The organism is Sphingomonas elodea ATCC 31461 (assembly GCF_000226955.1).
GTDB classification, from domain to species: domain Bacteria; phylum Pseudomonadota; class Alphaproteobacteria; order Sphingomonadales; family Sphingomonadaceae; genus Sphingomonas; species Sphingomonas elodea.
Genome location: NZ_AGFU01000050.1, coordinates 1 through 23,297 on the forward strand (window position 1 = coordinate 1; position 23,297 = coordinate 23,297).

The 23,297-nt window shown below is 67.1% G+C and carries 22 protein-coding genes and 1 pseudogene; 11 read left to right on the forward strand and 12 right to left on the reverse strand.

What is annotated here, in order from left to right; translation table 11 throughout:
- A partial coding sequence (locus tag KK7_RS0113875) for an IS3 family transposase (protein ID WP_010545246.1) occupies positions 1–262 on the forward strand: 262 nt, incomplete at its 5' end.
- A gap of 19 nt (positions 263–281) precedes the next feature.
- Here the strand turns inward: KK7_RS0113875 and KK7_RS0113880 are convergent.
- Positions 282–1,106, reverse strand: a complete 825-nt coding sequence (locus KK7_RS0113880; protein ID WP_010545247.1) for an inositol oxygenase family protein — start codon at positions 1,104–1,106, stop codon at positions 282–284.
- A gap of 377 nt (positions 1,107–1,483) precedes the next feature.
- On the opposite strand from KK7_RS0113880, the gene KK7_RS0113890 reads away from it, so the two are divergent.
- Together KK7_RS0113890 and KK7_RS0113895 are read left to right on the forward strand one after the other, a co-directional pair.
- A complete protein-coding gene (locus tag KK7_RS0113890) occupies positions 1,484–2,767 on the forward strand; it encodes a GRP family sugar transporter (protein WP_010545248.1) in 1,284 nt (427 codons plus the stop codon).
- A gap of 83 nt (positions 2,768–2,850) precedes the next feature.
- Positions 2,851–3,858 (forward strand): LacI family DNA-binding transcriptional regulator, encoded by a 1,008-nt coding sequence (locus tag KK7_RS0113895; RefSeq protein ID WP_010545249.1) that lies wholly within the window; start codon positions 2,851–2,853, stop codon positions 3,856–3,858.
- 29 nt (positions 3,859–3,887) lie between these two features.
- Here the strand turns inward: KK7_RS0113895 and KK7_RS23605 are convergent, their stop codons facing one another.
- From KK7_RS23605 to KK7_RS0113915, 4 genes are all read right to left on the reverse strand, one after another.
- Positions 3,888–4,016 (reverse strand): hypothetical protein, encoded by a 129-nt coding sequence (locus KK7_RS23605; RefSeq protein WP_272941573.1) that lies wholly within the window; start codon positions 4,014–4,016, stop codon positions 3,888–3,890.
- A 61-nt stretch (positions 4,017–4,077) separates the two neighbouring features.
- Complete coding sequence (locus KK7_RS0113905; protein ID WP_010545250.1) at positions 4,078–6,495, reverse strand: TonB-dependent receptor plug domain-containing protein; 2,418 nt, start codon at positions 6,493–6,495, stop codon at positions 4,078–4,080.
- Between the two features lie 108 nt (positions 6,496–6,603).
- The gene (locus KK7_RS22965; RefSeq protein ID WP_158000013.1) at positions 6,604–6,765 is read right to left on the reverse strand and encodes a hypothetical protein; all 162 of its coding nucleotides are present in this window, start codon (positions 6,763–6,765) and stop codon (positions 6,604–6,606) included.
- 85 nt (positions 6,766–6,850) lie between these two features.
- A complete protein-coding gene (locus tag KK7_RS0113915; RefSeq protein WP_010545251.1) occupies positions 6,851–7,240 on the reverse strand; it encodes a YybH family protein in 390 nt (129 codons plus the stop codon).
- A gap of 145 nt (positions 7,241–7,385) precedes the next feature.
- Here KK7_RS0113915 and KK7_RS0113920 point away from each other — a divergent pair, with 145 nt between their 5' ends.
- A complete protein-coding gene (locus KK7_RS0113920) occupies positions 7,386–9,449 on the forward strand; it encodes a M13 family metallopeptidase (protein ID WP_010545252.1) in 2,064 nt (687 codons plus the stop codon).
- A gap of 136 nt (positions 9,450–9,585) precedes the next feature.
- On the opposite strand, the gene KK7_RS0113925 is transcribed toward KK7_RS0113920, so the two are convergent.
- The 4 genes from KK7_RS0113925 to KK7_RS0113940 all read right to left on the reverse strand — a co-directional run bounded on the left by KK7_RS0113925 (position 9,586) and on the right by KK7_RS0113940 (position 10,985).
- Positions 9,586–9,855: a hypothetical protein gene (locus tag KK7_RS0113925; protein WP_010545253.1), complete on the reverse strand. Its 270-nt coding sequence runs from the start codon at positions 9,853–9,855 to the stop codon at positions 9,586–9,588.
- Positions 9,856–9,970: 115 nt separating this feature from the next.
- Positions 9,971–10,225 (reverse strand): glutaredoxin domain-containing protein, encoded by a 255-nt coding sequence (locus tag KK7_RS0113930; protein WP_010545254.1) that lies wholly within the window; start codon positions 10,223–10,225, stop codon positions 9,971–9,973.
- 52 nt (positions 10,226–10,277) lie between these two features.
- Positions 10,278–10,766 carry a PIN domain-containing protein gene (locus KK7_RS0113935; protein ID WP_010545255.1) on the reverse strand — a complete coding sequence of 163 codons (489 nt, stop codon included), beginning with the start codon at positions 10,764–10,766 and terminating at the stop codon, positions 10,278–10,280.
- Positions 10,767–10,985, reverse strand: coding sequence for a type II toxin-antitoxin system Phd/YefM family antitoxin (locus tag KK7_RS0113940; protein ID WP_010545256.1), 219 nt, complete (start codon positions 10,983–10,985; stop codon positions 10,767–10,769).
- A 198-nt stretch (positions 10,986–11,183) separates the two neighbouring features.
- Between KK7_RS0113940 and KK7_RS0113945 the strand changes: the two genes are divergently transcribed.
- Entirely contained in the window at positions 11,184–12,548 is a 1,365-nt protein-coding gene (locus tag KK7_RS0113945; RefSeq protein ID WP_010545257.1) for a cation:proton antiporter, read from the forward strand.
- Between the two features lie 3 nt (positions 12,549–12,551).
- On the opposite strand, the gene KK7_RS0113950 is transcribed toward KK7_RS0113945, so the two are convergent.
- The gene (locus tag KK7_RS0113950; RefSeq protein ID WP_010545258.1) at positions 12,552–14,078 is read right to left on the reverse strand and encodes a tryptophan halogenase family protein; all 1,527 of its coding nucleotides are present in this window, start codon (positions 14,076–14,078) and stop codon (positions 12,552–12,554) included.
- A gap of 118 nt (positions 14,079–14,196) precedes the next feature.
- On the opposite strand from KK7_RS0113950, the gene KK7_RS0113955 reads away from it, so the two are divergent.
- The 4 genes from KK7_RS0113955 (at position 14,197) to KK7_RS0113970 (ending at position 20,562) form a co-directional block, all read left to right on the forward strand.
- A complete protein-coding gene (locus KK7_RS0113955; protein ID WP_010545259.1) occupies positions 14,197–16,092 on the forward strand; it encodes an NPCBM/NEW2 domain-containing protein in 1,896 nt (631 codons plus the stop codon).
- A 147-nt stretch (positions 16,093–16,239) separates the two neighbouring features.
- The gene (locus KK7_RS0113960) at positions 16,240–16,800 is read left to right on the forward strand and encodes a PAS domain-containing protein (RefSeq protein ID WP_010545260.1); all 561 of its coding nucleotides are present in this window, start codon (positions 16,240–16,242) and stop codon (positions 16,798–16,800) included.
- Entirely contained in the window at positions 16,797–20,240 is a 3,444-nt protein-coding gene (locus KK7_RS0113965; RefSeq protein WP_010545261.1) for a CheR family methyltransferase, read from the forward strand. Before KK7_RS0113960 ends, KK7_RS0113965 begins: the two co-directional genes overlap by 4 nt.
- On the forward strand, positions 20,224–20,562 hold the full coding sequence (locus KK7_RS0113970; RefSeq protein WP_010545262.1) for a response regulator: 339 nt from the start codon (positions 20,224–20,226) through the stop codon (positions 20,560–20,562). The genes KK7_RS0113965 and KK7_RS0113970 overlap by 17 nt, the downstream gene beginning before the upstream one ends.
- 2 nt (positions 20,563–20,564) lie before the next feature.
- Here the strand turns inward: KK7_RS0113970 and KK7_RS0113975 are convergent, their stop codons facing one another.
- Positions 20,565–21,446, reverse strand: coding sequence for a phosphatase PAP2 family protein (locus tag KK7_RS0113975; RefSeq protein ID WP_237709217.1), 882 nt, complete (start codon positions 21,444–21,446; stop codon positions 20,565–20,567).
- Between the two features lie 351 nt (positions 21,447–21,797).
- Here KK7_RS0113975 and KK7_RS0113980 point away from each other — a divergent pair, with 351 nt between their 5' ends.
- The gene (locus KK7_RS0113980) at positions 21,798–22,352 is read left to right on the forward strand and encodes a hypothetical protein (protein WP_010545264.1); all 555 of its coding nucleotides are present in this window, start codon (positions 21,798–21,800) and stop codon (positions 22,350–22,352) included.
- On the opposite strand, the gene KK7_RS23250 is transcribed toward KK7_RS0113980, so the two are convergent.
- Positions 22,341–22,697, reverse strand: coding sequence for a rhodanese-like domain-containing protein (locus KK7_RS23250; RefSeq protein ID WP_051121331.1), 357 nt, complete (start codon positions 22,695–22,697; stop codon positions 22,341–22,343). The two genes, KK7_RS0113980 and KK7_RS23250, sit on opposite strands and share 12 nt — an antisense overlap.
- On the opposite strand from KK7_RS23250, the pseudogene KK7_RS23765 reads away from it, so the two are divergent.
- A pseudogene (locus tag KK7_RS23765) lies at positions 22,647–23,270 on the forward strand (helix-turn-helix domain-containing protein); the annotation flags it as partial. The gene KK7_RS23250 and the pseudogene KK7_RS23765 overlap by 51 nt on opposite strands.
- Between the last annotated feature and the right edge of the window lie 27 nt (positions 23,271–23,297).

Sequence of the window (23,297 nt, forward strand, 5' to 3'; positions counted from 1 at the left end):
CTTCCTACGCGCGCACAATCTTGAGCACTCGATGAGCCGCCGCGACAACTGCCATGACAATGCCGTCGCGGAGAGTTTTTTCTCCCCGCTCAAGCGCGAGCGCATCCGACGTCGAACGTACAAAACCCGCGAGGAAGCCCGGCAGGACGTGTTCGATTACATCGAGATGTTCTACAACCCGGTGCGCAAGCAGGTCAGGAACGGGATGCTGTCGCCCGTCCAATTCGAACGGCAGCAGATTCTGAAGGCGGAAGGCGTCTAGAAAACTCGGGGCTGCTCACCTACCACGCCACCTTGGGAGGCAGGAACTCGGCGAACAGGTCATCATAATAAGGCTTCAGCTGGGCCAGGTCCGGCTTGGCGTGCCCCTTCGAATACAGGTCGTATTTGTTGAACTCCAGCACCCACTTCAGCATGGCACGATCCTTGTCGTTGCACAGGTGGTCATAGGCGCCGTGCTTGTGCCAGGGATAGAAGGAGTGGAAGCGCAGCATGTACAGCGCTTCATCCGGCAGATACGGCTTCATCACCTCGGCGATGTAGCCGTCATGACCGAACGACATGTGCACGTTCTCGAGCCCGCAATTGGGTTCGTAGATGCCGTATTTCGTCTGATATTCCGCCACGTGGCGATCCGGGTTGCCGGCGAAATACTCGTGAAAGACGATGTGCTCCGACCAGGCGCAGCCCACGGGATAGGTATCCCCGACAACGCCCCATTGCGGTTCGCCCCACAGGCACAGACACTTGCCCAGATCGTGCAGAAAGCCGGTGAGGATCATCCAGCGCGGCTGCCCGTCGCGGCGCATGGCCTCCGACGTCTGTAGCAGGTGATCGGTCTGCGACAGATCCGTGTCCGGATCGCTCTCGTCGACCAGTGCGTTCAGGAACTCGGCCGCTTCCCAGATCGACTTTTCCCCTCGCGTCAGGCCGAAATACTCGGCCTCCTTGCGCAGGACATAGTCGACGGTCATCTGCTCGTGATTGTTGCGATAGAACTGCGCGACGTGCGGAACGACGGTCGCGTCATACTGACGAAACTCGTCCTCGGCCTTGCCTTCCTTGTAGCGGCTCGCTTCGGCAGTCTGTGTCGCGGTTGCACCCATCCGTAGGCATCCTCTGATCCTGGCCTTGTCGGCCAACGTTATCGATTACGTAGCAGGCTATCGCAACTCGACACGAAGCTCAACAGTCCCGTTTCACGCCGCAACCAGGCCGCCTTGACACCTTTCACGTTATGGGTAACGCTCGCTTCCGCTCCAAACCTTCCCCCAGAGAGAAGGAAGAGCCGATGGGAAATGAGGATGCGGATGAACGAACGGCACGCGACACGTGCGTCCATGATGCGCGCGGTTTTGACGGATATTCAGTTCTGGGTTCCCGCGCTGGTACTTGCCGGCGGCGTCCTTCTTCTGGCGATCATCAACTAAAGCCCGCCTTTTCCCAAGCCGGATACACTCCCAGGAAAGAAAGGACTGCCAATATGGCGTCTTTGCAGAAGACGGCTGCGGCATCGGCCAACCCGCAACACATGCTCGGCGTCCTGTGCGGCCTTGCCGCCGGCGCCTGGCTTGGCGCGGCGGAGGCGCCGACCAAATTGGTCACGGCGGGGTTTTCGCCCTTCGCCATCTCGCTGTGCATGGTCGCGGGCGTCTTCGCAGCACGCTGGACCTTCCCGACCCTGATGAAGGGCACCGGTTTCGTCTTTTCGGACATCGCCTCCAAGCCCCATCTCATCATCTGGGCGCTGCTTGCCGGCGCGCTATGGGCGGTGGCGAACACGCTGACCGTGTTCGCGATCCGCGACGTGGGCCTGGCGACCGCCTTTCCCTTGTGGAACACCAACTCGCTGATCGGGCTGTTGTGGGGCTGGCTGTTGTTCCGGGAGATGCGCGGTGCCGGCGCACGGACCGCCGGCAAGGTGGTACTCGGCACGCTGGCGATCATCGCCGCCGCCATCATGCTGGGCTTCAGCACGCTCCACGATGCGGGCGCCTCCCCGCACGCCGCCCGCGGGCTCGCCGCGGCGGCGGGTGCCAGCCTGATGTGGGGCACCATGTACGTGCCCTACCGCAAGGCCTATCTGAGCGGCATGAGCCCGCTGTCGTTCGTCACGATCTTCACCTTCGGCGAACTGGGTACGATGCTGACCCTCACCTGGTGCTTTGACGGCGGCCCGAATTCGTCCGCGCTGCAGCTTCTGCAGCATCGCGAGGTGCTGTTCTGGCTGTTTCTCGGCGGGTTCATATGGGTGATCGGCGACCTGTTCCAGCAGTTCGCCACCAAGTATCTCGGCATCAGCCGCGGCATTCCCCTGTCCAACACCAACCAGCTATGGGGGCTGGCCTGGGGAGCGCTCGTGTTCGGCGAACTGGCGACCGCCGATCGTTCCCACCTCGCCCTGGTCGTCGGCGGGTCGCTGCTCATGATCCTGGGGGCGCTGGCGATCAGCACGGCGGCAGCCGGAACCGACGAGATGCGCAGCCGCGATGCGGCGCTGCAGCGCGAGTGCGATCGCTACGGCCTTGCCTATGCCGATGCCCTGAAGGCCCAGCATGGCGGGGATGCCGCGGGGATGGGCAAGCGGCACTGGTGGGACTGGGCCATCGTCGCCGCCGCCGTCTCGCTCTTCGTCTGGCTGGGTGCGAACGCAGTCGTACCGCCGCTGGCGATGCAGTGGGAATGGGTCGCGGTACTTTGTGCCCTGCTGCTCGCGACGCTGGCGGCAGGCTGCTGGGCATTGTGGACCCGCACGCGCTTCAACTAGCGCTCCGCCTCGGTCTGGACGCGGTCGGGGGAGTGTGCGCATAGGCCCGACAACGGTTTCAACGCACGCGAGAAGCTCCTCCAATGGCGGTCAGGCTCAAGGACATCGCCCGCGATCTCGGCGTTTCGACGGTTACCGTCTCCAAGGTGCTGCGCGGCCAGACCGATATCGGAGAAAAGACCCGCGAGCGTGTGCTGAAGCGCATGCGCGAGCTGAACTATCAGCCGAACATGCTTGCCCGGGCGCTGGCGGGTGGACGTTCCCAGGCGGTCGGGCTGGTGGTACCGGATCTTGTCCATCCCTTCTTCGGCGAATTCGCCCGCTCCCTGGCGGGCGCGCTGCGCTCGGAGGGGCTGGTGCTGGTCCTTGCCTCGTCCGAGGAAGATCCGGACATCGAGGAGCAGGAAATCAAGACGCTGCTGGCGCGCGGCGTCGACGTGCTGCTGGTGGCGTCCTGCCGGCCCGCCACCCAGCCCCCGGCGGCGCTGGCGGAAACCACCACGCCGGTTCTGCTCATCGATCGGCAGTTCGCGGATTTGCCGATGGATTTCGTCGGCACCAACGATCTGATGGTCGGGGAACTGGCCGCGCGCCATCTGGCAGGTATCGGCCGCAGGCGGATCGCCCATATCGGCGGCCGCGGCATCAGCCCGACAGCGGATCGGCTCAGGGGCTTCCAGCGCGCGCTCACCGCCGCGGGCATCGACCTTCCCGACGCCTATGTCGTCACGCGGGACGGCTTTGACGAAAGCGGGGACGCTACCGGCTACCACGCCATGCAGGAACTGTTGTCCTTGCCCGAGCCGCCGGATGCCGTGTTCTGCTACAACGATCTTTCCGCCATCGGCGCCATGGACGCCGCGATGCAGGCCGGCCTGCGCATTCCCGAGGATATCGCCTTCATCGGCTGCGGCAATCTGCGATACGCCGAGTATCTGCGGGTCCCGCTGACCTCCGTCGACCAGAGCAGTCAGCGGCTGGGAGACATGGCGGCGAAGCGAGTCCTCGATCTAAGCTCGGGGTCCGGCGGCGCACCGCAGACCCTGCGCCTGGAACCGCGCCTGATCGTCCGCAAGTCGACGGTCGCCTGAGCTGCCGATCCGGTCGATACGCCCGCGCGTCACGGCGAAGGCGCACGTCGCGCAAGGCGGTCCGCCACCACGACCTTGCGGAACGGCTCGATCCGTTGCGGCAGCTCGCCATCCACCCCTTCACTCTCGGCATATCCCGACACCAGCGGAAGCGGCATCGCGGACCGGCTGTCCCGCATCGGCAGCGGGTCGGGGCGAGCCAGGCCCGCCCCTTGCCGGTCACCAGTTCACGCCGAGCCGGGCGTACAGATATCGCCCGTTGAAACCGAACGGCGAGTAATAGGGGAAGCCCACTACCCCCGTCGAGTTGTTGGCCGGGATGGTCCGATCCGGATAGACGTCGAACAGGTTGCTCGCGCCGATCGCGATCTGGGCGCCCTTGCGGGGTTGGTAGCGAAGCTCGAGGTCGCTGATCAGGTGCTGGCCGGTGTGGATGTCGGCCGATCCGTTGGCCGCCGTGCCCGGCTGGTTGACGTCGCCATAATAGGTGCCACGCACCGTCAGGCCGATCGCGCCCTTGGTCCAGTCGATCGTGCCCGTCACCTTTTCGCCGGGCGTGCCCTGCTCGATCGTCAGCACGCGGCTGCGCGCGAACAGCACGGGCGCGGGGTTCACCGTCGCGGTGTTGGTCGGCACGCGGGTGACGACGATTTCGTTGACGTTGCCCGCCAGCGTGAAGTCGAACGCGCCGGCCGCATCGGCGGCGTTACCGAGCCGGTAATGCGCCACCGCGTCAATGCCCCGGGTGCGCGAGCGCAGACCGTTGATGAAGAAGCGCGCCGAGGGCACATTGAACGGCGCGAGGATCGCCGCCACCTGCGGGCTGAAGCTCGCCTGGATATTCTCCGAAAGCCCCAGCTGGTCGCGCAGCCGGATCTCATAGGCATCGACGCTGAGATCGAACCCTCCGGCCCGGATCACCGTGCCGACCGACAGGTTGGTCGACTTCTCCGGCTGCAACGGCTTGCCGCCCAGCGCTGCCGCCACCGGTGCGGTCGAGGGGAAGGTGCCGGTGAGGATCGGCGTGCCGTTCTGGATGACCTGCGCCACCGAGGTGAAATACTGCTGCTGCAGGCTCGGTGCGCGGAAGCCGGTGGACACGGTGCCGCGCAGGGCGAACCACGGCGCGATGTCGTACCGGGCAGAGATCTTGCCGTTGGCGGTGTCGCCGAAGTCCGAATAATGCTCGCCGCGCACCGCCACGTCGACCAGCAGCGCCTGGGTCACCTGTGCTTCGAGGTCGACATAACCGGAAATGCTGCGCCGGGACCGCTCGATCGCGTTGACCGGCGCGAAACCGCCAAAGCCCTGGGCCCCGGGCGACTGGCCCGCCACCGCGCCGGCAGGCGGATAGTCGTAGGAGGCGCGCTCGCCCGGCGTGATCTTGTAGCCTTCCCGCCGGCCTTCGGCACCGAAGGCGAGGTTGAGCGACTGGAACAGGTCGAACTTGCGGCGGACGTCGAGGCCGGCGACCCACTGATCGAAGATCAGCGCGCCGTCGTAGAAATTCTTCGGGCTCGCGGCACCATAGGCATAGTTGGCGGAGTTGCGGGTGCGATAGGCGATCTTGTTGCGGCCATAGCCGGCATGGAGATCGACGCCCCAATCACCCAGGTCCCCCTTCACCCCGACCGCGCCCACGGCATTGGTCGACTTGGTGTTGATGATCGGCAGGAACCCGTCGGGATAGCCGACCAGCGCGGTCGTCGCGCTCGCCAGACGCGGGAAGGCGGCGCTGCGGGTGTCGCGATCCTGGTAGCTGCCCCAGCCATAGAGGCTCCAGCCGCCGCCGATGCCCTTCCCGGCGTTGATCGTGCCGGTATATTGCTCGACCTGCGGATCGCCGAAGCGGCCGGTCACCCGGGAAGGCGTCACGCGCGGGTCGAAATCCGCGCGGTTGGTCGGCTTGCGGTTCACATATTCGCCGGTGATGGTCACGAAGCCATCGTCCCCCAGACCGAAACCCTGCCAGACGGAGGCGGTGAAGACGGGCTCGCCCGTGGTGCTGCGGCTGCCGCGCGCGGTATCGATATCGGTGTGGTAGATGCCGTAGGTGGCGGAGGCGGCGCCGCCCGAGCGTGCTTCGCGCAGCCGCAGGTTGATCACGCCGGCGATCGCGTCGGAACCATATTGCGCCGAGGCACCGTCGCGCAGCACTTCGATGCGCTCGAGCGACGCGGTAGGAATGGTGTTGAGGTCGACCGCCGCCGAGCCGCGTCCGACCGAGCCGTTGATGTTGAGCAGCGCCGAGCTGTTCACCCGCACGCCGTTCACCAGCACCAGCACCTGATCGGGAGAGAGGCCGCGCAGCGTCGCCGGGCGGATCGCATCCGTGCCGTCGGTCGCCGAGGGGCGCGGGAAATCGATCGAGGGGGCAACGGCCGCAATCGCCGCGCCCAGTTCCGTCGTGCCCTGCCGGCTCAGCGCCTGGCTGCTCAGCACGTCGACCGGCGAGGCGGTATCCAGCCGCGAGCGGCCCTCGCTGCGCGTGCCGGTGACGACGATCTCTTCGGTCCCGCCGTTCGCACCTGCATCGGCCTGGGCCGCGGGATCGGCGGCCTGCTGCGCTTGCGCGTGACCGGCAGCGACCGCAGTCGCGGACGCCGCAATCAGCAGGATGGTACGAAAAGCACGCATGATGAACCCCTTATCTCTGTGTCTTGGTTGGCCACCAATTCCCATCTTCAGAGTGGGATTGCAGGAAAGAAAAGGTTCGCCGGGGGAAAGCGGGAGTCACGCGCGTCCTCAACCAATCTCGGCTGGTTCCTCCGTCTGCGCGTTCGCCCGGCGCTGAAAGGCGTCGGCGCGGCGGCGGAAGGCGGCCGCGACCACCGGATTGCGGCAGGTGGCGGCGCGGGCACGCTCTTCCTGGGCACGGCGTTCGAAGAAGAAGCGGGACGTTGGCATGGCGCATCTCCCTGCCCGCAAGCACGGGCTCCTGCGCTCAACCGGTGCGGGCCGGAATTCGTTCCGTGCCGTACCCGGCGGCCGATCAGGCGAGGGTCAGGTAGAGCTCGGCCTCGATCTTCCAGCTGCCGTCGATCTCGCGCCACTTGGCGGTGTAGCTGCCGCTTGCCTGCACCGCGCCGCCCTCTGCCGCCACGCCCTGCCACTGGCCGTGCTCGAACGCGATCGGTGCGACCGGTGAGCCCACCACGCTGTCCGGAAGCCGGGTATAGACGGTCCGCTCCCGCGCCGCGAACTCGCGCTTCCAGGCGAGCAGCTGCGCCTTGCGGCCCTCAATCACCGCACTGTCCGTACCGGCCACCAGCACCACATCGGGAGCGAGCAGGGGCCCGATCGCGGCAAGGTCGGCGGTCGCCAGCGCCCGGTTGAAGGCCGCGCGGGCCATGCGGATGGCGAGATCGGGGGAAGCGTGCATGCGCCCTTCCCTATCGCCCCGCCGGCGCCGCGCAAGGCTTCATGGTTGCACCGAGCTGCGGCCCGGCAGCGGCGGATTGCCAGCCGGGACGAGGTGTGTAGAGTGCCGCCACACTATGGCTAACCGCCTGATCTGGAGAGCATCCTTGCAGCTGAAGCACGTCCTTCTGGCCTCAACCCTGTCGATTGCGGCGATCGCCGCTCCCGCCCTCAGCCGCAACCCGCAACAGGCCGCCGCGCCGAGCACCGAGGCGACCCGCTATGGCAGCTGGGGCTTCGACATCGCCGGCATGGATCGCAGCGTGAAGCCGGGCGACGACTGGTACCGCTTCGTCAACGGCAGCTGGATGGATCGCACCAAGATCCCCGACGACCGCTCGTCCTTCGGCGCCTTCGCGGTGCTGCGCGACCTTTCCGAGATGCGGCTGCGGACCCTGATCGAAGGCTATCAGCCGACCGACACCGCCCATCCCGACCGCCGCAAGGCAGCGATCCTCTATCGCGGCTTCCTCGACGAGGCGGCGATCGAGAGGCTCGACGCCAAGCCGCTTCTCCAGCGGCTCCAGCCTCTCAAGGCCGCCAAGACCAAGGCCGAACTGGCGCGCCTGATGGGTGCCTCGATCGGTGGGTTCGGCGCCAGCTTCTTCGGCGTGGGCGTCAGCGACGATGCCAAGCAGCCCGATGTCTATGCGCTCTATCTGCGCCAGTCGGGCCTCGGTCTGGGCGATCGCGACCTCTATCTCGACGCGAAGTTCGCGCCCCAGGTCGCCCGCTACCGCCAGTACGTCGCGCAGCTGCTCGGCATGGCCGGCTGGCCGGACGCGGCCGCCGCGGCCGACAAGGTCGTCGCGATGGAAACCCGCATCGCCCAGGCGCACTGGACCCGCGCCCAGAGCCGGGATCGCGACAAGACCTACAACCCGGTGACCGTCGCCGCGCTGAAGGCGCAAGCGCCCGGCTTCGCCTGGGATCCGTTCTGGCAGGCCGCCGGCCTCACCAAGGCCAGCCGGGTGATCGTGGCGCAGAACAGCGCGGTGCCGAAGATCGCACAGGTCTTCGCCGACACCGATCTCGCGACGCTCAAGGCATGGGAAGCCTTCCGGATCGCGGACGATATCTCGCCGATGCTGTCGAAGCGCTTCGCCGATGCGCAGTTCGATTTCCGCTCCAAGTTCATGAACGGCCAGCCCAAGGAGCGCGAGCGCTGGAAGCGCGCCGTCTCCTTCACCGAGCGGGCGATCGGCGAGGGCGTCGGCCGCGACTATGTCGCGCTCTATTTCCCGCCCGAGAGCAAGGCCAAGATGGACGTTCTCGTCGGCAACCTCCGCGTCGCGCTGGCGGGTCGCATCAAGAACCTCGCCTGGATGAGCCCGGCGACCAAGGAGCAGGCGCTCGCCAAGCTGCAGGGCTTCACGGTCAAGGTCGGCTATCCGACAAAGTGGCGCGACTATTCGAAGCTGGACGTGCGCCCCGGCGATCTGGTCGGCAATGCCGAGCGTGCCGGCAGGTTCGAGTGGGACTATCGCCGCAACCGGCTGGGCGGCCCGGTCGACAAGGCCGAGTGGGGCATGACGCCGCAGACGGTCAACGCCTATTACAACTCGGTCAAGAACGAGATCGTGTTCCCGGCGGCGATCCTGCAGCCGCCTTTCTTCGATCCCAAGGCCGACGATGCGGTCAATTATGGCGGCATCGGCGGGGTGATCGGGCACGAGATCAGCCATGGTTTCGACGACCAGGGCCGCAAGTCCGACGGCAACGGCGTGCTGCGCGACTGGTGGACGCCGGAGGATGCAACCAAGTTCGAGGCGCAGGCGGTGCGGCTGGGTGCCCAGTACGAGGCCTACAGTTTCGAGGGGCTGCCCGGCCTGCACATCAACGGCCGTGCCTCGATGGGCGAGAATATCGGCGATCTGGGCGGCGTGCTGATCGCGCTCGACGCCTATCACGCGTCGCTCGGCGGCAAGCCCGCGCCCGTGCTCGACGGCTTCACCGGCGACCAGCGCTTCTTCCTCGGCTGGGGCCAGGTGTGGCGAACGCTGTTCCGCAACGAGGCGCTGCGCCAGCAGCTGGTCAGCGATCCGCACTCGCCGGGGCAGATCCGCGCGGTCAACCCGCTGCGTAACGTCGATGCCTGGTACGCCGCGTGGAACATCGATCCCAGCCAGAAGCAATATGTCGCGCCGGAAGACCGCGTCCGCATCTGGTAAGACGGTGAGAGGCCGGGGGCGGCGGAGCCTCCGGCCTCTGCGCATGCAAAAAGGGCGCCCGCATCGGCGAGCGCCCCTCCCGGGCCCGGCTGCCTGCGTGGGAACAGCGGGCCCGATTGCCGGAAGCTTTCGGCGTTTACATGCCGTTCTTCAGGTTCGTATCCGGATCGTTGGTGCGCATGTCCTTGGCCTTGGCGTCGCCCTCGGCGCGGACGGCGTCCGCCTGGTTCTGCAGGTTGTCCTGCGCCGCATCGGTGGTGGCGTTGCCGGCCATCGACTCGATATTGTCGGCGCGCGCTTCGGCGTTCGCTTCGATATTGTCGGCCGCCTGTTCGCGCGGCGTGTTGTTGCACGCCGAAAGCGCGATAAGGCCGGCAGCAGCGCCGAGCACGAGCATCTTCTTCATCGTCATTGCCCTTTACGTTGGTACAGTCGGAAAACGTTGGGACCGGAAATCAACGACATGGCGCTTTGTTCCGTCGCCGTAATCCGAATGGGACGAACCGAGGCCGGATAGGCAGCTATCCATGGCGCGACGCCAGGACGTGCTCGAGCGCATCGGACCCATCGATACGCTCGTCGCCGAGGAAGATCACCGGCGTGGTGGCCACGCCAAATTCCTCCTTCACCGCCTCCACCTCGTCGCGGGTGCTGAGAACACGATCGTCGATGTCATAGCCGCGCTCCAGCAACAGCGCGCGGGCGCGGACGCCGAACGGGCAGACATGATCCGGGAGCGCCATCCGGTAGAGGGTCGCCTGCTTTTCCGTCGCCATGCACAATCTCCTTTCCAGGCAAATGCTTGGCGACCGTCCCGGTTGCATGGCCTCAGCTGCGTAGGAACAGGTTGCGGAACCAGACCGGACCGCTGCGCTGGGCGGCGGCGCGCCAATCGTCCGCCGCCGCGTCGGGGTCGTAGCGGCGCGGATCGAACAGCTTCAGCCGCACGCCGCGATAGGCCGCGGCATCATAGGTGACGAGGGTCAGCGCATGTTCGAGCGCGGTGGCGGCGACCAGCGCATGGCGGTCGCTCGCCAGCGTCAGCTGTCCCCGGCGCCGCGCCACGGCCGTGTCCACCGGCAGCAAATGCGTTCCGAAGGCCGGGACCAGTTGCTCGTCGATCCAGCGACGGATCGCCCCGGCCCCGTCCCCGCGGGGCGCCCGCGCCGCCATGGCCTCGACCTCGGCGAGTGCGAGGGTCGAGACGAACAGCTGCTCCCGCGAAACGCTGTCGGCCCAGGCGATGAGGTTCTGGTCCGCCCCGCCGCTGCGCGCCTTGCGCAGATCGAGGAGCACGGCGGTGTCGAGCAGGTACATTCACCAGCGTCCGGGCTGGGAATCGACCAGGAAGGGCTCGGCCGCCGCCAGCGCGTCGACGATGCTTTCGCGCTCGCCGGTGAAAGCACGGAAGCTGGCGATGCTCATCAACACGTGCGTGGGCTTGCCGCGGTCGGTGATGAACACGGGCTCGGTGCGGGCGAATCGCTTGGCGGCGCTCACGTCCTGGTTGAATTCGCGACTGCTCAACACCTTCATCGCCCACCTGCCCGTGCCGAAATGGTAGCGCTACAGTGTAGGTACGTACCTACCTTGTGGAGCCCCGGCAACACTTGACGTCCCCTGCCGGGAAAAGTGGGCGATCGCCGGTGATCGCCTCTTGTCGAAGCGGGTACGACACGCTTCCTAGCGCGATACGCGACGGCGCCGAGAGGCCGTGCGCACGAGGGGATCCGAATGAACGAGCTGCTGAGCAGCGCATGGCACGCGCTGACCGACGTCCTGAACCCGCACGGCCCCGCCGTCCACGCCGCCAAGACCTATGCGCCCGGCGACTACAGCATCCACTTCTTCCTGCAGCTGGCGATCATCCTGCTCGCCTGCCGCGTCGTGGGCTGGGCGGGGCAGAGGTTCCTGAAGCAGCCCCAGGTGGTCGGCGAAATGATCGCCGGCGTGGTGCTCGGCCCGTCGCTGCTCGGGCTGTTCGCCCCCGATCTGCAGCTGGCGATTTTCCCCAGGGAAACGCGCAGCGTACTCTATGCCGGTGCCCAGCTGGGGGTGGGGCTCTACATGTTCATGGTCGGGCTGACGCTGCGGCTCGATCACTTCCAGTCCAAGGCGAAAAGCGCTGCGGGAGTCTCCGCCGCCGGGATCGCCGCGCCCTTCCTGCTCGCCACGCTGATCACCCCGTTCCTGCTGACCGTGCCGGGATTGTTCACACCCGGCATCAGCCAGTCCAATGCCACGCTGTTCATGGGCGCCTGCATCGCGCTGACCGCCTTCCCGATGCTCGCGCGGATCATCAACGAGCGCGGCCTGGCAAACTCCGCGCTGGGTACCTTGTCACTCACCGCCGGCGCGTTCGACGACGCAGCCTCCTGGTGCGTGCTGGCGCTGGTGCTGGCGACGTTCGGCGCAGGCGCGGGCGTGGCCGTGCTCGCGATCGGCGGGGCGGTGCTCTATGCGGGCTTCATGCTGCTGGTCGGCCGGCACCTGCTCGCTCCGCTCGGCCGTATCGTCGAGGCACGCGGCGAGATGACCACGTCGATCCTCGCGATCACGATGATGCTGTTCTGCCTCTCTGCCTTCGTGATGGATGCGATCGGTATCCACGCCATCTTCGGCGGGTTCCTGATGGGTGTGTGCATGCCGCGCGGGCTGTTTGTCGAGGAGCTGAAGCGCAAGGTCGAGCCGCTGGCGGTGGTGCTGCTCCTGCCGATGTTCTTCACCTATTCGGGGCTCAACACCCGGATGGACATGGTCAATTCGCCGTCGCTGCTGCTGATCGCGCTCGGTATCCTGGCCGTCTCGGTGCTTGCCAAGTTCGGTGCCTGCTGGGCGGCGGCGCGGGTCGCGGGTGAGGACAACCGGACCGCGCTCGGAATCGGCGCGCTGATGAACTCGCGCGGGCTGATGGAGCTGATCATCATCAATATCGGCCTCCAGAAGGGCATTATCGGCCCGACGCTGTTCGCGATGCTGGTGCTGATGGCGATCGTGACCACGGTGATGGCCACCCCGCTGTTCGAGGCCGTCTATGGCCGCAAGGCGCGCGAAAGCGGCGAGCTGGACGCCGTCGACGGGCAGCTGGCGGCGGTCTGATCCTCAGCCCGCCAGCTGGCGGATCAGCTCGCGGTGGCCGGGCAGATCCGCCACCGCCTGCTCGCCGAAGCTGCGGATGCGGGCGAACTGGCGCTCGGCGGCGGCGGCGTGGGGGAACCCCTCGCGAGCACCGGACAGGTCGGTGCGGAAGTCCATCCCGTAGAGGATGTACTGATAGTTGAAGAAGGCGAAGCTCTCCACGTCGAGCAGAAAGTCGAACCGGCTCGGCGGGCGGTGTCGCCATTGCTCCAGCAGCGCGCAAAGCGTGTCCGGGATGGTTGCGGGATCGCGATTGTCCCGCCAGAACGGCTCCGCTCGTCGGCTGAGACAATAATGGAGCTTTAGAAAGTCGACGATCCGTTCGTAGCGCGCGGTCATCAGCATGTTGAAGCGGGTGGCGGGGGCGTCGATCGGGCCCGCATGGGGAAACAGCTCGGCGATCATCGCTGCCGCGGCCTCGATCAGCACGACGCCGGTCGCCTCCAGCGGCTCCAGGAATCCGCCGGACAGGCCCACCGCGACGCAGTTTTTTATCCAGGGCGAACGGCGATAGCCGGGCTCGAACCGGATCAGTCGCGCATCGTGCCGCGCGCCGCCGAGATACGCATCCAGGATCTCCGCCGCCCGATCGTCGTCGAGATGCGACGAGGAATAGACGCATCCGATGCCGCGCGCTTGCTGGAGCCCGATATCCCAGATCCAGCCGGCCTCGTGCGCGGCGGCGATGGTGGTCGTCGCAATCGGCGCCTGCGGGTCGGCATAGGGCAGCTTGCAGGCGAGCGCGCGATCGGTGAACAGCTGGTGCCGCACCGAGGTTAGGGGCGAACCCAGTGCCTTGCCGATCAACGCCGCCTCGAAACCCGAACAATCGATGTAGAGATCGGCGGTCAGGCTGCCGTGCTCCCGCGTCTCGATCCGGTCGATCGCGCCCTCGGCATCGGTATGCGCGTCGAACGCCTCGCCCTCCAGATGCGTCACGCCCAGTTCGATCGCGCGGTCGCGCAGCAGCTGGGCCAGCCGCACCGCATCGAAATGATAGGCATAGGTGAGCGGCCCGCCGAACCCGGCTTCCTCCGCCCGCTTCGGCGCCCGCCCGCGTGCGGCAACGCGGTTCTGGATCGTCATCGCCTCGGCGAAGGGAAGCCGGGCATGGTCGGGCTGGAGCAGCCAATAGGGCACCAGACCCGCGCCCTCGGTATGGAACGGCGCCTCGAAGGGATGGAGGAAGCGGTGGCGCGTGCCATTAGGCTGCGGTGCATGCAGCCAGTCGTCGAAGCGGATGCCCTGCTTGAAGGTGGCCGAAGCACTGCGCACGAACGCCCGTTCGTCGATGCCGAGGAACTGCAGCGTCTCGCGGATCGTCGGAAAGCCGCCCTCGCCTACCCCCACAATGCCCAGCGCAGGAGATTCCAGCAGGGTGATCGCGAAACGGCGCTGATGGGCGATATCAAGATAGCGGGCGAGATAGGCCGCGGTCAGCCAGCCCGCCGTGCCGCCGCCCAGGATCAGGATCCGCCGCTCGGGATTCATGCGGCCCTTGCTAGGGCGCGCGGGCGGCGGGGGCAATGGTCGCAGGCGCACCGAAAAGCATTTGCCTCGCCCCCGCCGCTCCGGTTAGTCCGACAAATGAAAGCGGGGGAGAGAAGACATGGCGATCAAGACCTTGGCAGGCATGACGGCCCTGCTGCTGGCATCGGCGAGCGCGCAGGCCGCCCCGCGCGATCCGCTCGCCCCCACCGGTCGCTGGTCCGCCAATACCGACGGCCGGGCGCCCACGCCGCCGATGGGCTGGAACAGCTGGAACGCCTTCGCGACCGATGTCGACGAGGAGAAGGTGCTCGCCTCGGCGCAAAGGATCGTCGACACCGGCCTCGCCGCCAAGGGCTATCGCTATGTCAATCTCGACGAGGGCTGGTGGGACCATCGCCGCGCCGACGGACGGATGCTGGTGCGCGCGGACAAGTTTCCTTCCGCCGCCACGCCCGACGGCGCCACGTCGTTCAGGCCGTTCACCGATCGGCTGCATGCAATGGGGCTGAAGGCCGGCATCTACACCGATCTCGGCCGCAATACCTGCGCACAAGCCTATGGCCCCAACGAGCCCAACCTGCCGCGCGGCAGCGTGACCGAGCGCGAGGTGGGGCTGTACGGCCATATCGACCAGGACATCGCGCTCTATTTCGGCGCGTGGGGCTTCGACTATATCAAGATCGATGGCTGCGGCCTGCGCGCCTATGGCGAAGACAGCCCGCTGGTCCGCGCCGGACGCCACCGCGCCTTGGCGCCGCTGCTCGACCTGGAGAACGTGAACCGCTCGAACATCCCGGCAGTGCGCGGCATGTTCGAGCAGGTAAAGGCGGCGCTGGTTCGCGCCGATCCGGACGGCGACTATCTCCTCTCGCTGTGCATCTGGGGCTCGGCCAATGTCCGCGCCTGGGCCAAGGACGTGGGCAATATCTCGCGCACCAGCGACGACATCACGCCGCACTGGACGCGCCTGCTGACCAATTTCGACACCGCCGCCAGGCGGCCGCTCTACGCGCATCCCGGCTCCTGGAACGATCCCGACATGCTGTTCATCGGCAAGGGCGAGTTCGATGCCGAGCATCTGACCGAGGCGCGCTCCCACTTCGCGCTCTGGGCGATGGTCTCCGCACCGCTGCTGATCGGTGCGGACCTGCGCACGACGCCGCAATCGCTGATGGACATTTTCGGCAATGCCGCGCTGATCGCGATCGACCAGGATCCCGCCGGCAACCAGGCCGTGCTCGCCTTCGATACGGACGACTTCCAGATTCTGGTAAAGACGCTGGCGGACGGCGAGAAGGCGGTGGCGCTGTTCAACCGAACCGCCGCGCCGATCGAGGCAACCCTGACCGCCCAACATCTGAAGCTGCGCGCCGACGCGCCGATCGCGCTCACCGACGTGTGGACCGGCGCCCGTTCCAGCCTGCAGGGCGAGCGCAAGTTCAAGCTCGCCCCGCATGAGACCCTGGTATTCCGCGCGGAGGGGCCTCGGCTGCTCGCTGACGGCTTCTACCTATCCGAACTGCCCGGCATCGTGAACCCGGCGGTGGACGGGGTGACCGCGCCGATGCCCGATCCAAGCATCCACCGCGCCGTCGTCGCCTGGAGCGGCTCGCGCGGGGCCGGGCAGCGGCCGATATATGCAGGCTGGGGCGGAGCGCAGGCAGATGCCACGCCCTATGGCCGCGAACTGGAAATCGCGGGCAAGCGCCTGACCGCCGGCCTCGGCGTGCTGGCCAATTCGCGTCTCGAGGTGCGCAATCCCGGCTATCGCCAGCTCACCCTTTCGGTGGGCGTCGACGATTCCGCCACCGATGCAAGCCGTCCCGTCACGTTCACGGTCTATGGCGACCGCAAGCTGCTCGCAAGCAGCGGCCCCCTGCGGCGCGGCATGGTACCGAAGTCGCTTGCGGTGAACGTCGCCGGGGTGAAGCTTGTAGAGCTGGTCGCGCGTGCGCCCGGTGCCGTGAACGAGAAGCTGCCCGTCGTCTGGGGCGAGGCTGCCTATCACCGATGATCGTAACGCTAGTGAAATCAATGCCTAGCCATCGCTTGCTGTCATGCTTTCGCAGCTGCAGCGGGTTGTTTCGTCGTGCCATCGTGCATATCCTGGATCAGTTTTCGGGACAGGTCGTTCTGCTTCCCTAATGAGGTTCCAGCAGATATGCCCCCGGTAGAACTCCCCCAGGCGCTCCGCGACTATTTCGAAGGCTCGCCCGTCGCGCTCTCGCTCGGCGAGGCGGCCGGCGACCATCCGCTGCTGCTGACCAACCAGCGGTTCCGCGACCTCACCGGCTATGCGACCAGCGAGATCGTCGGCCAGAATTGCCGCTTTCTCCAAGGCGACAGCGACAATCGGGAAGCGCGGACCCGCATCCATGCATTTCTGGGTGACGATGCGCAGACCAGCGTCCGCACCGCGATCGTCAATTTCCGCAAGGATGGGCGCGCCTTCGTCAACCTGCTTTACATGTCGAAGCTGCGGGCGCTCACCGGCGAGGTGCGCTACATCTTCGCCTCGCAGTTCGATGTCAGCCGCACCCAGCCCGAGCGGCTGGCGGACTATGATGCGGCGCTCGGGCAAACGATCGCACGACTTGCTCCCGTCGTGGCCGAAAGCGGTATTGCGGTAGAAGGCACGCTGATCACCATCGCCAATACCGCCGCGACCATCGCACAGGCGAAGATGACGCTTTCCGATCTCGACGCGGGAAGCATCCTGTGAACGCGCCGTTCGATGCGCCCACAACCACCTTGCCCGTGGTCGGGATCGGCGCCTCGGCCGGCGGGCTGGAAGCGCTGCGCGAAATGCTCGCGCCGGCCCGCGCGCCGACCGGCATGGCATTCGTCATCGTCCAGCATCTCGATCCCAATCACGAGAGCATGCTGGCGCAGCTGCTCGATCGCCAAACCAACCTGGAAGTGCTTCAGTGCGAGGGCGGCGAGCAGATCGAAGCGGACAAGGTCTACATCATCCCGCCGGGCCATGGCCTCGCCATCCGCGGCGGACGGCTGGAGCTGACCGACTTCGCCCAGCCGCGCGGGCTGCGGCGGCCGATCGACGACTTCTTTCTCTCGCTCGCCGCCGACCAGCAGGGCAACGCCGCCTGCGTGATCCTCTCCGGCACCGGCGCGGACGGCACGATCGGCTTGCGCGCGGTGAAGGAACATGGCGGCGTCTGCCTGGTCCAGGAGCCGGAAAGCGCGCGCTACGACGGCATGCCGCTCTCCGCAGTGGGCACGGGCCTCGTCGATTTCGTGAAGCAGCCGGGCGAGATGCTCGATTGCCTGCTCGCCTTCTTCAACCGCAACGGCGAGGAGCGGGAGGAAGAGGCGTCGCTCGTCGCCGACAATGTCGACGAGCTGTGCAAGGTGCTGCGCACCGCCATCGGCCATGACTTTTCGGGGTACAAGCGCACGACGCTGATCCGGCGGATCGAGCGTCGCATGCATGTGCTCGGCATTACCAGCGGCCGCACCTATCTCGCCCGCGCCAAGACCGATGCCGACGAATGCGAGGCGCTGTTCCGCGACCTGCTGATCAACGTCACCCGATTCTTCCGCGACGCCGACCTGTTCGACCGGCTCCGTACCCGCGTGATCGAGCCGCTGATGCGCAGCTGGACCGGCGAGGAGGACATCCGGGTCTGGGTGCCGGGCTGCTCTTCCGGCGAAGAGGCGTACAGCATCGCGATGCTCTTCGCCGAAGCGGGCCGCAAGCTGGGGATGCCTGCCACCGGCGTGCAGATCTTCGCGACCGACATCGACGAGCAGATGCTGCAGATCGCCCGCAACGGGGTCTATCCCACCTCGGCGCTGATCGACCTGCCCCCGGCGATGCGCGAGCGCTATACGCTACCGCATACCGAGCGCTTCCAGATCGTGCCGCAGATCCGCGACATGATCCGCTTTTCCAACCACAGCCTGGTCAAGGACCCGCCCTTTTCGCGGATCGACCTGGTCTCGTGCCGGAACCTGCTGATCTATTTCGACGATCGCCTGCAGCAATCGGTGATGCCGCTGCTCCACTACGCGATCCGGCCGGAGGGCTATCTGTTCCTCGGGCCGTCGGAAAGCATCGGCCGATTCGACCATCTCTTCCCGGCGGTGGACCATCAGGCGCGGATCTTCCAGCGCTCGCCGGGGGCTCCGAACTACCCGATCGATCTGCCCGGCAGCGCCCGTGCGCGCAGTCCCCGCGAGGATCGGCACGAGCGCCAGTCCGGCCGGGTCGGCGCCGAGGAGACCGCGGCGGTCCGACGGCTGATCGACCGCTATGCGCCCGCCAGCCTGGTGCTCGACCAGGACGGCGTGATCATCGCCGCCTATGGCCGGCTGGGCCGCTATTTCGACTTCCCCGTTACCCGCACCGGCGGATCCAGCGCGATCGGCCTTGCCCGACCGGGGCTGCGCAACGTTCTCGGCCCGCTGCTCCGCGCCGGGCGCGACCAGCGCAAGCGGGTGGTGGCACGCGACGTGACGGTCGAGTCCGAATATGGCGCCCAGGCGATCGATGTGGTGTGCGACCCGCTGCCCGACGGCACGCTGCTGTTCGTCTTCCGCGAGACCGCCCCCTTCCGCCCCGCGCTGGAGGATGATACCGCCGAGCTGGATGCCGGTGACGACCATCTCGATGCGCTGGAAGACGAGTTGCGAGTCACTCGCCACCGATTGCGCACCACGGTGGAGGAACTGGAGACGGCGAATGAGGAGCTGAAGAGCTCCAACGAAGAAATGATGTCGATGAACGAGGAGCTCCAGTCGACCAACGAGGAGCTGTCCACGGTCAACGACGAGTTGAAGAGCAAGGTCGACCAGCTCACCGTCGCCAATTCGGACCTGCGCAATTTCTTCGAATCGACCGACCTCGCCGTAATCGTCTTGGACGGCGACCTGCGTATCCGCAGCTTCACCGAAGCGGCAACCGCGCTGTTCCCGCTCCAGGCGACCGATCGCGGCCGCCCGCTTGCCGACGTCTCCAGCCGTCTGGCGGGCGTCGACTATCTGGGCGACGCGCGGGCGGTGATCGCGGGCGGGGGTCCGCTGCAGCGGCGGGTCAGCACCCAGGACGGTGCCCGGACGCTGTCCATGCGCACCCTGCCCTATCGCGCACAGAACGGCACCACCGACGGCGCGACCCTGGTTCTCACCGACATCACAGACGCCCTGTCGCTCGAACGTGCGCTTGCGGCCGAGCGCGAACGGCTGGACATGGCGATCCGTGCCGGCGGCATCGCGGTGTGGGAGTATCGCGTCGATACCGGCGAAACGCTGGTCGACGACCATGCCCGCGCGATCCTCGGTATCGACCCAGGCGTACCGTCGGACGATCCCGAGGCGCGGCTGGCCCGGCTCCATCCCGAGGACCGCAGCCTGTTCGATGCCGAGCTCGCCCGCGTGATCGCGGAGGGCGGAGATCTGGAGGTCAGCTACCGGATCCTCGAGGGCGACGACATCCGCCGTATCAAGACCTTCGGCCGGATGGTGCATGATGCCGATCCGCGCCGGCTGGTCGGCGTCTCGATCGACGTCACCCCCGAATATGCCCTGGCCGAAACCCGCGAGCTGATGCTGCGCGAGATGAATCACCGGGTGAAGAACCTGTTCGCGATCGTCAGCGGCATGATCTCGGCCGGCGCGCGCAGCCATGACGATGTGACCCGCTTCGCGAACGACATGCGCGAGCGGATCGCCGCGCTGGGCCGCGCCCATTCGCTCGCCTCGCCGGCCGGTGCGCTGCAGTCGATCGACCTGGGCGAACTGGTAGAAACCACCCTTGCCCCGTACCGGGACCATGCGGTGACGAAGATTCACGGCCCCATCGTGAAGATTCATCGGACCTGTTTGTCGCCGCTTGCGTTGATGCTCCACGAATGGGCGACGAACTCGGTCAAATATGGGGCACTGGGGCCCGCTTCGGGAGAACTCGACGTGGTGTGGCAGCGCGTACCGGACGGCGTCCGGCTCGACTGGCGCGAGACTGGCGATCGCCCCGTCTCCGTCGAATCGGGTACCGGTTTCGGCACGATCCTCGTTCAAACGTCGTCGCGCCAGCTTGGCGTTTCCGTCACACACTCGGCGGAGGACCGGACCTTCGCCATTCAAATCCATCTGCCTGCGAAAGTGCTTGCGAATGACGAAGACGGTGATGCTCATCGAGGATGAGCTGTTCGTGGCGCTGGACGTGCAGGATGTGGTGGAGGAAGCCGGCTTCGCGGTGGACGGCCCCTATGTCTCGGTAGCCGAAGCGCTGGAAGCGGTCGCCGCCCGTCTTCCAGGATGCGCGATCCTCGACGTCCGCCTGATCGACGGCGAGGTCTTTCCTGCCGCCGACGTGCTGCGGGATGCAGGCGTGCCGATCATCTTCCATTCCGGCCATGCCGACGCGATGTCGCTGCGCGGCCGCTACCCGCACGCGGTCGTCTGCTCGAAGCCATGCTCACCCAGAGCGTTGCGTGCCGCGGTGGAAGGCGTGTTCGGCGGCTGACGTCAGGCGGCGGTCCGCACTCGCCAGCGGATCAGCTGCGTCGCCGCCCACCAGCCGACCAGAGCGACTCCTGCGCCCAGGATCAGGTCGATCAGATAATGGGTGCCCTCGACGGGCGTGGACAGCAGCATCGCGCACGGCAACGCGGTAAGCCACCAGCGCAACGGCCCGCACCGCTGCGCGGCGGCAATATAGAGTGTCGCCGAGGCGGCATGGAAGCTCGGGGCGGAAACCAGCCCGCGCAGCTGGCCCAGATCGATCACGGTGAAGCTGTGGGCGCGAAGTGCCGGGATCAGGTCCGGCTGCCACAGCTCGCTCATCGGCATATAGGGGATCGGCCCGTGCCACAGAAAGGCGAACGGCCCGATCGCCGGCATCTGGCTGTAGATCGCCAGCGCCATCACCGCCGAAATGGCGAAGGCGGCGAGAAAGCGATGCGCCTCGCGCCGCTGCCCGGTCACTGCGAACCAGCCCAGCAACAGGGCCGGCGTGACGAAGATGCTCTGATAGGCGGCGATGCCCAGCAGTTGCAGCGAGCGATGCGCGGCCACCAGCTCGTACCATGCGACCCAATCGAACTGCAGCAGCTCGTCGATGCGCTGCAACCCGGCATCGGCGAAGCCGACGCTCAACGCCGACACCGGATAGGAGCAGGTGGCGCCGGTCAGCGCCATCGCGATGAACAGCGTGTAATATTCCACGATATCCGCGACGACGAGGCTCCAGCGACGCCCGTCGCGAAGGCACCATCCGCGGACAAGCGGCCCGACGGCGAGGATAGCGTAATAGGGGATGTTGCTGCGCGAGAAGAGGTCGACGCGGAGTCCGGTCGCCCACAGCAGCGACATGCAGGCCGCGAGGCCCATCACAACTGCGATGCGCACCTGAAGCGGCGAAAAGCCGATCGTAGCCTGCGAGACGCGTGGGATGTCGGGAAACAGCGATGCGGCGGCAGGAAGGGCAGAGGAACGGCGTGGTTCGGTCAAGGGCGTGGCTCGTCGGCAATGCGTGGCGACCCGCCTGCTCCTGGTGCCCGCGTGCCGTTCGTGATCCTACCCCAGCGATGCCGCCGCGCCTAGTCTCCCCCGGGATCTGCCGCGCGTGGCACTTTACCGGCGGGTAAAGTGCCACAAACGGTCGTTCTGCAACCGGGCAAAGTGCCATGGCTGGTCCAAGTGGCCGTGCCGCCATTGAGGGGATTCACAGCCGAGTCGGGATGTGCTTAGATTCCTGCTATGTTCCAGCATGATCTATTCGCCGCAGCACCTGCCGCCGCGCCGGACGCGGCCTGCCCCGCCCCGCCGATGGACCTGCCCGCGGTGCTCGACCGGCTGAGCGAAACCTGCGAGCGGCCGCGCTACAGCTTCATGGTGCTTCAGCTGATCGCGCAGGCCAGCGCCCGCAGCGGCTGGGCCGGTCCCTGGATCGAGGCGAACGGCCGCCGCCTGCCGGTACGCGACTGGCTGAGCGAGGCCCTTACCCCCGTCGCACGCCGCGATCCGCGTCGGCTGGGGCTCGCCGCCCGCGCCCGGGCGGAGCTGGAAAAGGCGGGCACCCTGCCCCGAGACCCGGAAGCCGCCGAACGGGCGATCGAGGCGGAGGTGCAGCACCGCATCCGCCTGTCCGGCCGCACCAATGTCAGCCGCGCGGTATCCGAGTTGGTGCGCGCGGGCCTGGTCCGTCGCCATTATCGCGGCTACCGCGTCGATCACGAGAATCGCGGCGCCCAGCGCCATGCGGTCTATGCGGTGACCGACGAGGCACGACGGGCGCTCCAGCTAGGCGCGTGAAGCGGGGCGGGCGAGTACGAAGCCTTCGTCCAGCCAGCTGGTGATTCCCCCCGCCATCAGCTTCACCGGTCGCCCGAGCCGCGCCAGCCGCAGCGCCGCGCGTGCCGCGCCGTTGCAGTGCGGGCCGGCGCAATAGACGACGAACAGCGTGCCGTCCGGCCACGCCGCCATCTTCGACGCGACGATCTTGCCGTGCGGCAGGTTGATCGCGCCCGGCACGTGCCCCCGCGCGAACAGCGCAGGCCCTCGCACGTCGAGCAGCACGAAGCCGGGATCCTCCGCCTGCATCGCTTCATGGGTATCCCGGCAATCCGTCTCGAAGCGGAGAATGTCGGCAAGCTGCACGTCGAAGTGGAAGCTGGGCTTGAGGTGCTGGCAACGGCAGGCACCATCGTCGTTCCCGGTTGGCGTACGCAGGACCCGGCTCCCTCTCCCGCACTGCACGCGGCGCTGCTGGCGGCGCATGCGCGCGGTGCGCGGCTGGTGACGATCTGCTCGGGCGCCTTCCTGCTCGCCGCCACCGGGCTACTCGACGGCCGGCGCGCGACCACTCATTGGCGCTATGCCGACACGCTGCGCGCGACCTATCCCGAAGTAACCGTCGAGACCGACGGGCTCTATGCAGACGACGGCGCCTTGTGGTGCCCGCGCATCGCAGCGGCGGGCAGGCGCAGTTTGTCGAGCGCCCGCTGCCGGTCGACCCGCGCCGATCCGGCCCGGCGCTGGACCATCGCGACCATGGCCGCGAGTGCGGTGATGAGCAGGCGCACCCTCGCCCGCCGCTTCCACGACGCGACCGGCATGACACCCGGCGCCTGGCTGCTCGCGCAGCGGGTGGAGGCAGCGCGGACCCTGCTGAAGACCACGCCGTTGTCGATCGATCGGATTGCCGATGCCTCGGGGCTCGGCAGCGCGGCCAACTTCCGCCAGCATTTCGCCGCGCGC

Coding starts and splice junctions, on each gene's coding strand:
- KK7_RS23605 (WP_272941573.1), bottom strand. CDS start 4,016: ATGCCGCTTCCGCTGGTGTCGGGATATGCCGAGAGTGAAGGGGTGGAT.
- KK7_RS0113955 (WP_010545259.1), top strand. CDS start 14,197: ATGGCGATCAAGACCTTGGCAGGCATGACGGCCCTGCTGCTGGCATCG.
- KK7_RS0113950 (WP_010545258.1), bottom strand. CDS start 14,078: ATGAATCCCGAGCGGCGGATCCTGATCCTGGGCGGCGGCACGGCGGGC.
- KK7_RS0113895 (WP_010545249.1), top strand. CDS start 2,851: ATGGCGGTCAGGCTCAAGGACATCGCCCGCGATCTCGGCGTTTCGACG.
- KK7_RS0113890 (WP_010545248.1), top strand. CDS start 1,484: ATGGCGTCTTTGCAGAAGACGGCTGCGGCATCGGCCAACCCGCAACAC.
- KK7_RS22965 (WP_158000013.1), bottom strand. CDS start 6,765: ATGCCAACGTCCCGCTTCTTCTTCGAACGCCGTGCCCAGGAAGAGCGT.
- KK7_RS0113940 (WP_010545256.1), bottom strand. CDS start 10,985: ATGAAGGTGTTGAGCAGTCGCGAATTCAACCAGGACGTGAGCGCCGCC.
- KK7_RS0113915 (WP_010545251.1), bottom strand. CDS start 7,240: ATGCACGCTTCCCCCGATCTCGCCATCCGCATGGCCCGCGCGGCCTTC.
- KK7_RS0113945 (WP_010545257.1), top strand. CDS start 11,184: ATGAACGAGCTGCTGAGCAGCGCATGGCACGCGCTGACCGACGTCCTG.
- KK7_RS0113880 (WP_010545247.1), bottom strand. CDS start 1,106: ATGGGTGCAACCGCGACACAGACTGCCGAAGCGAGCCGCTACAAGGAA.
- KK7_RS0113980 (WP_010545264.1), top strand. CDS start 21,798: ATGTTCCAGCATGATCTATTCGCCGCAGCACCTGCCGCCGCGCCGGAC.
- KK7_RS0113960 (WP_010545260.1), top strand. CDS start 16,240: ATGCCCCCGGTAGAACTCCCCCAGGCGCTCCGCGACTATTTCGAAGGC.
- KK7_RS0113935 (WP_010545255.1), bottom strand. CDS start 10,766: ATGTACCTGCTCGACACCGCCGTGCTCCTCGATCTGCGCAAGGCGCGC.
- KK7_RS0113970 (WP_010545262.1), top strand. CDS start 20,224: ATGCTCATCGAGGATGAGCTGTTCGTGGCGCTGGACGTGCAGGATGTG.
- KK7_RS0113930 (WP_010545254.1), bottom strand. CDS start 10,225: ATGGCGACGGAAAAGCAGGCGACCCTCTACCGGATGGCGCTCCCGGAT.
- KK7_RS0113925 (WP_010545253.1), bottom strand. CDS start 9,855: ATGAAGAAGATGCTCGTGCTCGGCGCTGCTGCCGGCCTTATCGCGCTT.
- KK7_RS0113905 (WP_010545250.1), bottom strand. CDS start 6,495: ATGCGTGCTTTTCGTACCATCCTGCTGATTGCGGCGTCCGCGACTGCG.